The organism is Kitasatospora sp. NPDC058046, assembly GCF_042885595.1.
In the GTDB taxonomy this organism is placed as follows: Bacteria; Actinomycetota; Actinomycetes; order Streptomycetales; family Streptomycetaceae; genus Kitasatospora.
In genome coordinates this window covers 125,940-139,477 of record NZ_JBHVRS010000022.1, presented here as the reverse complement: position 1 = coordinate 139,477, position 13,538 = coordinate 125,940, and the positions used below count along the sequence as shown (strand labels likewise).

11 protein-coding genes are annotated in these 13,538 nt (G+C 74.4%); 3 read left to right on the top strand and 8 right to left on the bottom strand.

Going from position 1 to position 13,538, the window contains the following annotated elements:
- Positions 1 to 78: 78 nt before the first annotated feature.
- From ACFVU7_RS34855 to ACFVU7_RS34835, 5 genes are all read right to left on the bottom strand, one after another.
- Positions 79 to 3,447: an SdrD B-like domain-containing protein gene (locus ACFVU7_RS34855; protein ID WP_388049232.1), complete on the bottom strand. Its 3,369-nt coding sequence runs from the start codon at positions 3,445 to 3,447 to the stop codon at positions 79 to 81.
- A 222-nt stretch (positions 3,448 to 3,669) separates the two neighbouring features.
- Entirely contained in the window at positions 3,670 to 4,821 is a 1,152-nt protein-coding gene (locus ACFVU7_RS34850) for a LacI family DNA-binding transcriptional regulator (RefSeq protein WP_388049229.1), read from the bottom strand.
- Positions 4,822 to 4,850: 29 nt separating this feature from the next.
- Positions 4,851 to 5,195, bottom strand: a complete 345-nt coding sequence (locus ACFVU7_RS34845) for a DUF4229 domain-containing protein (protein WP_380718657.1) — start codon at positions 5,193 to 5,195, stop codon at positions 4,851 to 4,853.
- 114 nt (positions 5,196 to 5,309) lie between these two features.
- On the bottom strand, positions 5,310 to 5,840 hold the full coding sequence (locus ACFVU7_RS34840) for a GNAT family N-acetyltransferase (protein WP_375876383.1): 531 nt from the start codon (positions 5,838 to 5,840) through the stop codon (positions 5,310 to 5,312).
- 79 nt (positions 5,841 to 5,919) lie between these two features.
- The gene (locus ACFVU7_RS34835) at positions 5,920 to 7,236 is read right to left on the bottom strand and encodes an MFS transporter (protein ID WP_074005507.1); all 1,317 of its coding nucleotides are present in this window, start codon (positions 7,234 to 7,236) and stop codon (positions 5,920 to 5,922) included.
- Between the two features lie 120 nt (positions 7,237 to 7,356).
- Between ACFVU7_RS34835 and ACFVU7_RS34830 the strand changes: the two genes are divergently transcribed.
- Positions 7,357 to 8,439, top strand: a complete 1,083-nt coding sequence (locus ACFVU7_RS34830) for a GlxA family transcriptional regulator (RefSeq protein WP_388049226.1) — start codon at positions 7,357 to 7,359, stop codon at positions 8,437 to 8,439.
- Positions 8,440 to 8,843: 404 nt separating this feature from the next.
- Here the strand turns inward: ACFVU7_RS34830 and ACFVU7_RS34825 are convergent, their stop codons facing one another.
- Positions 8,844 to 9,317 (bottom strand): anti-sigma regulatory factor, encoded by a 474-nt coding sequence (locus ACFVU7_RS34825; protein WP_049658191.1) that lies wholly within the window; start codon positions 9,315 to 9,317, stop codon positions 8,844 to 8,846.
- A gap of 678 nt (positions 9,318 to 9,995) precedes the next feature.
- Between ACFVU7_RS34825 and ACFVU7_RS34820 the strand changes: the two genes are divergently transcribed.
- Complete coding sequence (locus ACFVU7_RS34820; RefSeq protein WP_388049223.1) at positions 9,996 to 10,574, top strand: RNA polymerase sigma factor; 579 nt, start codon at positions 9,996 to 9,998, stop codon at positions 10,572 to 10,574.
- Positions 10,571 to 11,797, top strand: a complete 1,227-nt coding sequence (locus ACFVU7_RS34815; RefSeq protein WP_388049220.1) for a zf-HC2 domain-containing protein — start codon at positions 10,571 to 10,573, stop codon at positions 11,795 to 11,797. Before ACFVU7_RS34820 ends, ACFVU7_RS34815 begins: the two co-directional genes overlap by 4 nt.
- 56 nt (positions 11,798 to 11,853) lie before the next feature.
- Here ACFVU7_RS34815 and purU read toward each other — a convergent pair whose 3' ends face one another.
- Together purU and ACFVU7_RS34805 are read right to left on the bottom strand one after the other, a co-directional pair.
- Positions 11,854 to 12,717, bottom strand: coding sequence for a formyltetrahydrofolate deformylase (gene purU, locus ACFVU7_RS34810; protein WP_181970649.1), 864 nt, complete (start codon positions 12,715 to 12,717; stop codon positions 11,854 to 11,856).
- Positions 12,718 to 12,858: 141 nt separating this feature from the next.
- Entirely contained in the window at positions 12,859 to 13,374 is a 516-nt protein-coding gene (locus ACFVU7_RS34805) for a hypothetical protein (RefSeq protein WP_074005503.1), read from the bottom strand.
- Between the last annotated feature and the right edge of the window lie 164 nt (positions 13,375 to 13,538).

Here is a 13,538-nt window from a genome sequence, read left to right as displayed (position 1 = left end):
CGCCCGCCGGTGGTCTGGCCGGCGGGCGCGGTCATTGTCCTTCCTGTCGTTCACCTACGGGTGATCAGCCACGCGCGGTCAGCTGTGGCGGCCCCGACGGCGCCGGGCGACCACCGTGAACAGCACGCCGAGGCCCAGGGCGGCGGCACCGAGAGCGGCCGGCAGCAGACCGGGCCCGCCGGTGTGCGGCAGCTCGCCGCCACCCCGGTCCGGGGACGGCCGCTGCGGATCCTGCGACGGCCCGCCGGGCTCACCCGTGCTCGGGGGCTCGCTCGACGACGGGCCGTTCGAGGGGCCGTCCGACGGCGAGGTCGAGTCCGTCGGTGCCGGCGAACCGGTGGGCGTACTCGTGGGCGAACCGGTCGGCGTCGGCGAACCCGTGGGGGACGGCGAGTTCGTCGGAGTCGGCGACGAGGTCGGCGTCGGCGAACCCGTCGAAGTCGGGGTCGGGGTCGGAGTCGGAGTCGACGTAGGCGTCGGCGTCGGCGTCGGCGTCGGCGTCGGCTCGTCCGCCGGCACCAGCCCCAGGTCCAGGCTCAGGTCCCGGGCCCCGCCCGACAGCCGCACGGTCTGGGTGGTCCCGGTGGCCGGGTCGGCGTCCGAGTCCCGCGCCGGGTCCTTCCCCGCGTGCCGCGTGGTGGCCCTGGCGCCCGCCGGAGCGGTCGTCAGGTCGAAGCGCACCGCGTACTCCCCGTCCGGCAGCTTGTCGAACAGGTAGTTCCCGTCCGCGTCCGTCACCGTGGTGACCGGCTTGCCCAGCTTGTCCCGGACCGGCTGTCCGGTCCCGTCCAGCAGCTCGACCCGGACGCCGGGGACCCCGTTCTCGCCGGGGTCCTGGACGCCGTTGCCGTCGCGGTCGGCCCAGACGTGGTCGCCGAGCGCGTTGTCCGGCGGCGCGGGCGCCTGGACGCCGACGCCGACCTTGGCGGGCTCGGCCGGCAGCAGCGGGCTACCGGTGGAGTCGGTGGCGGTGTAGGCGAAGCTGTTCCACGCGAAGTCGGCGTTGCCGGCGTCCACCGAGGCGACCATCGGCCAGGTCAGGGTGAACAGTCCGCCGGACGGCAGGGTGCCCGGCCGGCTGACCTTGAACCAGGTGGTGTTGCCCGGCCCGGGGAAGTCGGTGCTCCACTTGGCGTTCGCGTCGCACGGCCCGGGCACGGTGATCGGCCCGGTCGGGCAGGGGTTCGGCGAGGTGGTGTACTCGATCGCCACGGTCGGGTCGCTGGAGGTCAGCGGCCGGGTGAGCGAGGGCGTCCAGGCGGAGCCGCGCGGGACGTCCGGGCGCAGCAGGTAGGAGTCGCCGGGGGTGGGCAGCTTGTCGTACGCGACGAAGTCGGTGACCGGGTCCGGCGAGTCGTTGCGGACGGTCAGCCGGTAGGAGAGGCCGCCGCCGGGCGTGGTGGTGCCGGTGGTGGCGTAGTCCTGGTCGAGGTCGCCCTTGACCTCCTTGAAGGAGCGCAGCACGGCCGGGACCTGCACCTCGACCCGGGAGGAGGCGTGGCACATGGTCTCGGTGGTGTTGCCGTCGCCGTCGAGGTCGTGGGTGTCCGGGACGCCGCTGTCGGTGCCGAAGTAGGAGCAGGTGACGGGTTCCCCGGCGCCCTCGGTGGTGACGTACGCGTCGTTGGTGAGGGTCCCGGGCCTGGCGCTGCCGGCCACCTGGACGTCGATCAGGGTGCGGTAGGCCCGGTGGTCGTCGAGGTAGGTCATGTCGGGCGCGCCGGCCGGCCAGGTCAGCTTGAGCAGTTGGCGGCCGTCCGGTCCGGGCAGCACCTGGACGGAGCTCGGGGCGACGGACTCCGGGTAGCCGGGGTCGCGCCGGGCGCTGCCGTCCTGGTAGACGAGGCCGGGCGGCAGCAGGTCGTACATCACCAGCGGGGTGCCCAGGGTGCGGCCGGTGCGGTTGTACGGGGTGAGCTGGAAGGTCGCGATGCCGCCGGGGGCGAGGACCTCGCCGGAGACGGTGGTCTTGGCGGCGCCCAGGTTGGTGGCGGCGGAGACGGTGGTGTCGGCGCAGGCGTTCGCCGAGGCGGTGGCGCCGGCCGCGTCGGTGCCGGTCACGTCCACGCAGTTGTGCAGCGGGCCGGGGGCGGTGCGGCCGTCGTGGCCGGGGGTGACCACCTGGGAGAGCACCTGGACGGCGTTGCCGGGGCTCCAGCCGGTGGGGACGGGGCCGTTCCACTCGAAGCGCAGCCCGTCGAGCCGGCGGCCGGCCGGGAGGCCGAGCACGTCGTTCGCCGGGTTCCCGGCGCCTTCGGCGAAGGTGATCCGGCGGCTGCCCGAACCGTCGAACGGCTTGCCGGGGGTGAAGGTCCGCCAGGTCGGGTCGCCGTCGAGCCGGTACTGGAGGGTGAGGCCGATGGTGGCGGGGTTCCAGGCCTCCAGCTGGATGGACTGGGGGATCAGCCAGTTGTAGAGGCCGGTGGTGGTGCCGCCGCCCGGGTCGGTCATCACCAGGCGGGTGACGGGGCCGGCGGTGTTGACGGCGTGGAGGCTGAAGGAGGCGATGTCGCCGGAGACCACCCGGTCCTGCCAGACCTTGGAGGCGGTGACCTGGATGCCGGTGGTCGGCGGCTGGAAGACCGGGGACACGGCGGTGGCGTCGGACAGGTCGCGCATGCCCTCGGGGCCGAGCGGGTCGCCCTGCAGGACCACCGAGTTGGTGGAGGTGGTGCCGCTGGGGAACGCCGGGTCGGGGTAGTTGACGACCAGGACGCCGGGGTTGCGGCAGCCGGCCTGGCCGTTGCCGGCCCGGAAGGCGCCGATGTCGAACACCCAGCGGTCGGGGTTGCCCGGGTCCTGGGTCCAGCCGGGCGAGCGGCCGGTGTCGACGACGGCGCCGGGCGGCAGGGTGTCGACCAGCCGGCTCGCGTCCAGGTCGACGTTGGGGACGCCGCTGGTGGAGCAGGCGCTGAACTGGTAGGTGACCGAGCGACCGTCCTGGCTGCTGGTCTGGACGCCCTTGGTGACCTTGTAGTCGGGCTGGACGACGGCGCCGGTGGTGGCGGAGCCGGACTGCTCGGGCTCGCCGTCGGCGGTCAGGGTGGCCGAGTTGACGGCCTTGGTGCCGTTGGGGGTGGTGAAGTTGGGGAACCTGAGGACGACCTTGACGGTCGCGGTGGTCCCCGGGGTGAGGGTGAGGAGCCTGATGTCGAGGGTGCCGCCGACGGTGCCGGCCGCCGGGACGGTCGAGCCGGCGACGTCGACGGTGCTCGCGTCCGGGGTCCAGCCGACGAACTCCATCCCGGCCGGGAGGGTGTCGGTGATCCGGCCGTTGGCGCAGTCGGTGACGGAACAGGTGTAGCGCAGGGTGTAGGTGACGTTCTCGCCGGGCGCCGCCGTCGGCTTGTCCACCGTCTTGGTGAAGCCGACGGCCGCCTGGGCGGTCGGGACGGTGAGGGTGCCGGTGAGCAGCGTGCCCGCGAAGAGGCCCAGGGCGGTGGCCATCCGGCCCGCCTTGGACGAGGGTGAGGGTATTGATCGGAGCGTCCGCATCCTGGAATCTCACCCTCTGTTAATCCGAATGGAGGTACGGCGCGAGAGTAAATGAGGATTATTCACCCGATTGGATCAATTCTGGACGCACCCGAGGGCCATCTGTGAGCCACCTGAGGGCCATACGGGGGCAATCCGGACGGAGCGGCACCACCCAGTGGTGACGGACCGTGATCAGCCCGTCGAAGCCGAACCGGCCGGCGCCGTGGAGGAGCGCAGCACCAGCGAGGTCGCCAGCGGCGCGACCGGCGCCACCCGCTCCCCGCGCAGCAGGGCCGCCAGCGCGGCCGCGCCCGCCCGGCCCAGCTCCTCGCCCGGCAGGTCGACGGTGGTCAGCGGCGGGGCGAGCAGCGCGGCCACCGCGACGTTGTCCATGCCGACCACCGACAGGTCCTCCGGCACCCGCAACCCGAGCTCCGCGGCGGCCTGGTAGACCCCGGAGGCGACCACGTCGTCGTCGCAGAGCACCGCGCGCGGCCGGTCCGCCCGCTCCAGCAGCCGGCCCGCGACGGCCCGCGCGGCCCGATGTCCGTCGTTCAGGCTCACGCCCAACTCCACCACGTCCAGGCCGAGTTCGCGGACGGCCTGCTCGAAGGCGGCCTGCCGGACCCGGAAGGTGTACGCGGAGTGGCTGGAGCGCAGCCGGCCGATCCTGCGGTGGCCGAGCGCGGCCAGGTGCTCGACCGCGGCGCGCATCCCGCCGGCCACGTCGAGTTCGACGGTCGGACGCGCCCGGTCGGTGCCGGGGTCGGCGTCCAGGAAGACGGCGGGGGTGTCGGCGGGCAGCTCGCCGAGCTGGCTGTCGTCCGGGGAGCAGATCAGCAGGCCGTCGAAGCGGCCCGCGGTGGCGGCCTCGGCGAGGGTGGCGCTGCCCCAGCCGGAGCTGACCACGACGGCCAGACCGTTGCGGCCGGCCTCCTCGTGGACGCCCTCCAGCACCCGGCCGAAGAACGGGCCCTGGAGGTTCGGCACGGCCAGCAGGATCATCCCGCTGCGGCCGAGCCGCAGCTGCCGGCCGGCCGCCTGCGGGCGGTACCCGAGGCTGCGGGCGGCCTCCCGGACCCGCTCCCGGGTCGCCTCGGAGACCCGTCGGCCGGCCTCGGCGCCGGAGAAGACCAGGGAGACGGTGGCCTGGGAGACCCCGGCGAGCCGGGCCACGTCCCGGCCGGTGGGCCGGCGGACGGGGGCCGGCCAGGTGCCGAGCGCCGCCTCGACGGACGGCTGCCCGGCGGACGGCCGCTCAGCGGAAGACGGCTCGGACGGCTCGACGGACGGCTGCTCGGCGGAAGGCGGCTCGGACGGCACGGAGTCTCGGGTGGCGGGCACGGCGGCTGCGCTCGCGGGCGGGGCCGGGGTCAGCTCTGGCCGGCGGTGGCCGCGCGGGCGGCGTCGTCGGCGGCGTCCTCCTCGGCGTTCTGCGCGGCGATCCGCTCGGCGGTACGGCTGCGCATCCCGGAGACCTTGCCGCTGATCTGCTCGGACATCGCGTCGCGCTGCCTGCCCAGCAGCGCGTAGCTGAGCGGCGCGGAGGCGAGCGCGGCCAGCAGGAAGAGGAAGATCATGCCGGCCTCACCGCTGACCGGGATGACCTGGAAGTGCCCGAGCAGCAGGGCCACCAGCAGGCAGCCGAGGAAGATGCTGACCCGCATGGAGGTGTAGCGGAGCGTGGCGTGCGACTTCTCCGGGCCGTTGCTGGTCACTCGACACATCCTTCTTCGTTGCGCTGGGGCCGGTCCTCCAGTCAAGCATGCCTGACAGCCGGAACGGGGCACGGGGCACCCGGTCCGGCCCGGACGGCCCGACCGGGGCCGGTGTCAGCGCAGGTCGAGCCACATGGTGATGTCGTCCCGGTCGTCCCCGGGGGCGATCCGGATCGCGGCCGGCACCCGGCCGACCTCCCGGTAGCCGCTGCGGGCGTAGAACCGCTCCAGCCCCTGGCCGCCGCGCGCGGTGAGCCGCAGCGACTCCAGGCCCCACTCCCGGGCCACCCGCTCGGCCTCGGCGAGCAGCCGGGCGCCGTGGCCGAGGCCCTGGAAGTCGGGGTGCACCATGACCCGCTTGAGCATCCGCCAGTGCTCCATGAGGTCGAAGCGCATCGACTCGAAGAACAGCACGCCGACCAGCCGGCCCGTCCCGCTCTCGTGGGCGACCAGCAGCCGGTCCGGACCGTCCGGCGCGATCCCGGCGAACTGGTGGTCGGCGGTGTCCCAGACCTCCTCCTCGGTGACCGGCGCCACGAAGCCGACCGCCCCGCCGGCGTTGGTGACGTCGACCCACAGCCGGACGATGTCCGTCCGCAGGTCCGGGTCGGGCTTCGGGTCCAGGGTGAAGGTCAGGGCGGCCATGGACCGGAGCCTAGACCTCCGGTACGACAGCCCCGCCGGGAGCACCGGCCGTCACCGGAGCCCACCGGGGCACCGGCCGTCACGGCAGCGCCGGCACCGCCCGGTCGGTCCGCCCGGTGCGCAGCGCCAGGCAGAGCCCGACCGCGACCGCGCACAGCCCGCCGGCCCCGTACCAGGTGAGGTCGTAGTTGCCGAGCGCGTCGCGGGCCAGGCCGGCCAGTCCGGCGACGACGGCCGCGCCGATCTGGTGGGCGGCGAGCACCCAGCCGAAGACGATCGGGGCGTCCCCGCCGAAGTGCCGGCGGCACAGCGCGACGGTCGGCGGCACGGTGGCCACCCAGTCCAGCCCGTAGAAGATCACGAAGGCGAGGATCGGCGGCTGGAGCGTGCCGGCCATCAGCTGCGGCAGCAGGAGCAGGGACAGGCCGCGCAGCCCGTAGTAGACGGTGAGCAGCAGCCGGGAGTCGACCCGGTCGGTGAACCAGCCGCTGGCCACGGTGCCGACCACGTCGAAGACGCCGATCAGGGCGAGCAGGCTCGCGGCGGTGGTGACCGGCATGCCGTGGTCGTGCGCGGCCGGGATGAAGTGGGTGCCGACCAGGCCGGCGGTGGTGGCGCCGCAGATCGCGAAGGAGCCGGCCAGCAACCAGAACGCCCGGGTGCGGGCGGCGTCCCGGAGCACCTTCAGCGAGCGGGTCAGGGCGCGGCCCTCGGTCACCGGCGCGGGCGGGGCCTCGGTCGCGCCGTACGGGAGCAGGCCGACGTCGGCGGGCCGCTCGCGCATCAGCAGCAGGACCGGGACGGCGACGGCGCTGGCGGCGAGCGAGACCACGACCACGGCCGAGCGCCAGCCGTGCTGCTCGACCAGCCAGGCGCCGACCGGCAGGAAGACCAGGTTCCCGGCGGCCCCGGCGGCGGTCAGCACCCCGGTGACCAGGCCCTGCCTGGCCTGGAACCAGCGGCCGGTGATGGTGGTGGCGAAGGCGCCGGCCATCGAGCCGCTGCCGAGGCCGACCAGCACGCCCCAGCAGAGCACCAGTTGCCAGGGCTCGCGCATCAGCATGGTCAGCCCGGCGCCGACCGAGATGGTCAGCAGCGCGCAGACCACCACCAGGCGCACCCCGAAACGGTCCATCAGGGCGGCGGCGAACGGGGCGGTGAGGCCGTAGAGCGTCAGGTTGACGGAGGTGGCGCTGGAGATCGTCCCGAGCGACCAGCCGAACTCGTTGTGCAGGGCGTCCATCATCAGGCTCGGCGTGGAGCGGAAGCCGGCCGAGCCGAGCAGGACGAGCAGGGAGACGGCGGCCACCACCCAGGCGTAGTGCACCCGGGGGCGCTTGGCCGGGGCGGGCGGTCCGGAGCGGGAGGCGGGGGCGAGGACACGGCGTTCGGTCACGCGAACGAGTGTTCCGGGCCGCCCGGCGCCGGACGAGTGGCCTGAATGACAGCTTTCGCAAGAATCGGGCCAAGGCCCGACGTAGGCTGGCCCGGACCCACCGACATCCGAGGGGACGGCATGGCACACCTGGTCGCGGTACTCGCCCTGGAGGGCGTGATCGCCTTCGAACTCGGCATCCCCGCCCGCATCTTCGGCGGCGCCAAGGACCCGGCCGGGCGGCCGCTGTACGAAGTGGCCACCTGCACCCTGGACGGGCGGCCGGTCGCCACCAGCGCCGACTTCCGGATCGTCGTCGACCACGGGCCCGAACTGCTCGAGCGGGCCGACACGGTGGTGATCCCGGCCTCCGCCGACTCCAGCCCGGCCGTCGCCGACACCTGCTTCACCCCGGCACTGGCCGCCGCGCTGGTCCGGATCCGGCCCGGCACCCGGCTGATGTCGATCTGCACCGGCTCCTTCGTGCTCGCCGCCGCCGGCCTGCTGGACGACCGCCCGGCCACCACCCACTGGCGCTACACCGAGCGCTTCGCCCAGCTGTTCCCCCGGGTGCGGCTGGACCCCGACGTGCTCTACACCGACGACGGCGACGTCCTCACCTCCGGCGGGGTGGCCGCCGGGGTGGACCTCTGCCTGCACGTGGTGCGCCGCGACCACGGCAGCGCGGTGGCCAACGCGGTGGCCCGCAACTGCCTGGTGCCGCCGTGGCGCGAGGGCGGCCAGAAGCAGTACGTGGAGGCCCCGAGCCCGGTGGACCCCGGCGACAGCGGCACCGCCGCGGTGCGCGCCTGGGCGCTGGAGCACCTGGACCGGCCGCTGGTGCTGCGACAGCTCGCCGACCGGGCGGGGATGAGCGTACGGACCTTCACCCGGCGCTTCCGGGAGGAGACCGGGGCCAGCCCCGGCCAGTGGATCACCACCCAGCGCACCGAGCGGGCCCGCCAGTTGCTGGAGCGGACCGACCTGACGATCGACCAGGTCGCCCGGGAGTCCGGCTTCGGCACCGCCGCCTCGCTGCGGCTCCAGCTGCGCGGCCGGCTCGATGTCGCGCCGAGCGCCTACCGGCGCACCTTCCGTGCCCTCCCCGAGAGCGGCACCCTTCCCGAAAGCAGCGCCCTCCCCGAGAGCGGCACCGGCCACGAGAGCGGCACCGGCCATCAGAGCCCCGCCGTCGCCGAAAGTCCTGTCCGGCGGGCTTCCTGAGCGAAGTCTGGGAACGGACCGACCGGTGGCCGGATCCCGTCGCACGGGGGCGACGCATTGGATGGCGGCAGGCCGAGCGCACTGCGAGCACGGCACGGCAGGCCGCCATCCAACCGCGGCGCGCGAGCCCTGAGTCCGCGCCACACCCTCCGCACTCGCCGAGGAGCGGCCCGTGGCCGACCGTCCGCGATCCCCCCTGCTGGCACGAATCCCCTGGACAGCAGCACCGCGACGGTGGACGAACGTCCCCTCGGCGTCCCCTCGCAACGGAGCGCCGCACCCAAGAGTGATCAGTCGGATACGTCACGTCAATGGGTAGTCCGAAATTCGGAATGGTTGCGTCACCTTTCGGCCGGTGATCAGCCCCGGTGATCGGCACCCGCGGACGGCCGCCGCGAAAGCCGCTATTGCGCCAAAGCCGCCCAGTCCACGTCGGCCAGCGGCTCGGTCGGCCGGGCGTCGCTGCCGATCTCGCACCAGACCCGCTTGCCCGAGCCGTCCGGGTACCAGCCCCAGCGCTCGCAGAGCAGCTCGACCAGCTCCAGGCCGCGCCCGTTGGTCGCGTCCTCGTCCGCGCCCGCGTGCCGCGGGGCCGGGGGGGCCTGGCTCGCGTCGGCGACCTCCACCCGCAGCGGGGCGGCCGGGCCGCCCTCCTGCGGGCCGTCGGCCACCGGCAGACAGAGCCGCAGCACGGCCGGACAGCCGGTGTGCACCACGGCGTTGGTCACCAGCTCCGAGACCACCAGCACCACCGTCTCGGCCATCGGCGCGTCCGGGTCCACCCCGTGGTTCAGCAGCCGCGAGCGCACCCACCGGCGGGCCCGACCGACCTCGGCGGGGTCAGCCTGCACCGCCAGCTGTACCTGAAGAACCTGCACCGCTCCACCACCCGCACTCGCAGTTCGGCTGAGTCCCGGTCGGGCCGGACCGGCCGGCGGGCCCGAGCCCGTCGCCCGGTGCCGCCCGAGCCGTGCCCGGGCGCCCGCGCGATCCGTTCGCCCGCGCCCGTTCGTCCGCGCCGTCTCGTCGGTCGGGCACCGGCCGCGACACGAATACGCCTCAGGATGGGCGGGGGGACGGAACGCAGCAAGCGCTTCGGGCATATTCCGGCGATCGGGCGACAGCGCGGTGCATACTGTCCCGCTCACGCTCGCGAGCCTCGTACCGGTGATCGTCCGACCCGGGCCGACCTGCCGGTCCCGCGGTCGGGAACCTACCGCCGCGCGCCCCGGGCGCCCCGCCCGCCACTCGCGAACCACCCGTGCGGCGCGTGTCCGACGGTGCTCGTACGGCGGCGCCGACGGACGCCCCCGCCGACCCTGCCGTCACATCGACCGACCGTCGCACCATCCGACGGTCCGGTCCCGGAGGACGGCGGCCCGGTCCCGGAGGACGACGGTCCGGCCCCGGGGTCGGCGGCCCGGACCGGGGAGCACGTCCAGGAGGACGGCGATCCGTGGGGAACGGTTCCGTTCTTGCCGGAATCGCCCCCGGCGCCGCCCGGCCGCGGGATACCGTTGGGTACGCCAGCGAACCCGTCAGGAGGGTGGTTCCCGATGGCCACCCCGGAGCGGACCCCGCGCTGGGACGAGCAGTTGCAGCGCCGCCTCGCCCGCGGCGAGGAGACGGCGCTCGGCGAACTCTACGACCAGCTCGCGCCGATGGTGCACGGCCTGGCCGGGCGGATACTGGCCGACCAGGCCGCCGCCACCCAGCTCACCCGGGAGGTCTTCGCCCACGTCTGGGAGCACCCCGAGGACTTCGACCCCGCCCAAGGCTCGCTGCGCTCCTGGCTCGGCGCGCTGACCCACCACCGCGCGGTCGAACGGCTGCGGGCGCGGCGGGCCGCCGACCGCGGACCGGGCGCGGAGGCCGAGATCCGCGCCGTGGCCACCGCCGCGCGGATGCAGTACGTGGTCGACTCCCTGCCCCAACCCCTGCGTGAGACCATCGCGGTGACCTACTACGACGGTCGCACCTACCACGAGACGGCCCGGCTGCTCGGCATCAGCGAACAGGTCGCCAAGCAGCGGATGCGGCTCGGTCTGGAGCTGCTGGCCACCGAACTGGCCGAGGAGCGCGCCCGCCAGGACGGAGCCGGGGACGGAATCGGGCACGGGGACGGGGAGACGTGAGCAGCACTGAGGAGCAGCACGACGCCCTGCGCTCGCTGCTCGGCGCGTGGGCCCTCGGCGCCTGCCCGGCCCGCGAGGCGGCCGAGTTGGAGCAGCACCTGCGCGACTGCCGGGAGTGCGCCGAGGAGGCGGCCCGGCTGCGCGAGGCGGCCGGCTGGCTCTCCCTGGACGAGCCGCTGGACCAGCCCGGCTCGCTGCGCCAGCAGGTGCTCGACTGGTGCCTGGCCCGCCGGCCGGCCGAACTGCCCGTCCCCGCCTGGGGGATGCCGTACACGGCGGAGACCGCCAAGCTCGACGCGCTGCTGCGCGACCTCGGCCCGGAGGAGTGGCAGGAGGTGGCCGAACTGCCCTGGCACGGCGGCACCGAGTGGCTGCGCCCGGCCGAGGTGCTCGGCCATCTGACCGCGGTGGACGGCTTCCTGGCGCTGGCACTCGGTCTGCCCGACCCGGTGCCGGCCGCCCCGGGCCTGCCCGCCGCGCGGATCGGGCGGCGGGTGCCGCCGCAGGAGCTGGCCGCCGGTCCGGCGGTGCCGCGCGTCCCGGCGCAGGGCGGTCCGTACGCCGCGATCACCGCGCGCACCGCCCGGCTGGTCGCCGACCAGCGCGGTCTGGCACCGCAGTCGGTGCGCTCCCGCTGGCGGCGGCAGGCCCACGACCTGGTGCGCGGGGCCGCGCTCCGGCCGCAGGGCAACACCCCGGTCGACTACGGCTTCGCGGTGCTGCCGCTGCGCGACGCCTTCGTGGACCGCGCCTTCGAGTGCTTCGTGCACGGCGAGGACGTGGCCCGGGCGGTCGCCTACCCGTACGACCCGCCGGCGCCGCAGCACCTGCGGCAGATGGTGGAGCTGGTGGTCCGGCTGCTCCCCCGGGCGCTGGCCGGGCTGCGCACGGCCCGCCCCGAGTTCGCCGGGGTGCCGGCCGCGCCGGTGGGCGGGATCAAGGCGGCCCGGCGGGTGCGGCTGATGGTCGACGGCCCGGCGGGCGGCGAGTGGCTGGTCCCCCTCGACGGCGACGGCCTCCGCACCGACGGCTCCGACAGCACCGACGGCAGAGCCGGCAGAGCCGGCACCGAGCCGGTGGCCTCAATGGTGCTGGACGGCCTGGAGCTGTGCCAGCTGGCCGCGGCGCACCGCGACCCGGACCGCCTGCCGGTCGGCACCCACGGCGACCGGGCCGCCGTCCGCGAGGTGCTGCACGCGCTCCCGCTGCTCTCCAGGCCGTAGCGGGCCGTAGCAGGCCCCAGGGGCCCCGGCCCCGGCCCCGGCCCCGGCGCCGCGCCTCAGGCGAAGACGACCGTACGGGTCCCGTCCAGCAGCACCCGGTGCTCGCTGTGCCACTTCACCGCGCGGGCCAGCGCCTGGCACTCGACGTCCCGGCCGAGCGCGACCAGCTGGTCGGGGCTGACGTCGTGGGTGACCCGGGCGACCTCCTGCTCGATGATCGGGCCCTCGTCCAGGTCGGCGGTGACGTAGTGGGCGGTGGCGCCGATCAGCTTCACGCCGCGCGCGTGCGCCTGGTGGTACGGCTTGGCGCCCTTGAAGCTCGGCAGGAAGGAGTGGTGGATGTTGATCACGCGGCCGGACAGCGCGGTGCACAGCTGGTCGGAGAGCACCTGCATGTAGCGGGCCAGCACGACCAGTTCGACGTTCTCCTCGGCGACCAGGTCGAGCAGCCGCTGCTCGGCCTCGGCCTTGGTGTCCTTGGTGACCGGGATGTGGTGGAACGGGACCCCGTAGCTCTCGGTCAGGTCCTTCAGGTCGGTGTGGTTGGAGACCACCGCGGCGATCTCCACCGGCAGGGCGCCGATCCGGGTGCGGTAGAGCAGGTCGTTCAGGCAGTGCCCGAACTTGCTGACCATGAGCACGATCCGCATCCGCTGCTCGGTCGGGTGGATCTGCCAGTCCATGCCGAAGGAGGCGCCGATCGCGGCGAAGCTGGCCCGCAGCTTGTCGGCGGTGACCGGCTCGGGGGCGGAGAAGTGCACCCGCATGAAGAAGAGCCCGCTGTCGCCGTCCCCGAACTGCTGGCTGTCGATGATGTTGCAGCCGGTCATGAAGAGGTAGCTGGAGACAGCGTGGACGATGCCCTGCTTGTCGGGGCAGGACAGCGTGAGGACGTACTGGGCGCCGGCCGGCTGCTGCACTGGGGGTATCCCGTTCTAGGTCGTGACGTGCGTGGACGGTCCAGCGTGTCACATCCCGGACATGCGCCGTCCCGCTGCCCGTACTGCGGGACGGCTGCTGCCGCGGGGCGGCGGCTACCGCGGCACGGCGGCGCCCGGCGGTCAGACCCGGGTGAGGATGCGCAGCACGTCCAGCGACTTCGGCGGCGCGTCCGGGTCGTCCCCGTCACCCACGGCCATCGCGACGTGCGCCTCGCGGGCGGCCCGGACGGTCTCCGGCCAGCCGGGGTGGCCGAGGTAGGCCGAGGCCGGCGCGTCCGCACCGACCTCGTGCAGCATCTGCACGGCCCGCAGCACCGCGACGTCCACCAGTGCGGCCTCGGCGGCGTCGCGGAAGATCGTCCCGACGTACTTCTCGGCCGACCAGTGGTCCAGCCAGGTGTCCTCGACCAGCCGGTAGACGGCGTCGGTCACGTCGCCGTACCCCTCCCGGCCGGTCAGCCAGGCCTCGTGCTGGAAACCGGGGTCGGACAGCATGTGCAGCGCCGAGCGCATTCGGGCTCGCCAGCGCCACCAGGGCAGGTCGTTGAGCGGCATGCCGCCCATCGTGCTGGAGCGGTGGCCCGGACGAGAAGGGTTTCGGGTGGACCGATACGAAGAATCTGTGCTGGCGGACATGGTGAACGATCGTACGTTCCCCGTCTGTTCGTGCTCCACTCGCGATCTACACGCGTACCGCCCCGGATTTCGGCGTCCGTTTGCCGTCCGTTCGCACTTCGGCCCTCTCGGCTTGCGGCGCCGGGGCTTGGCTTGCTCCGGTGCGCCGGAGGGCGCCCCAGAGA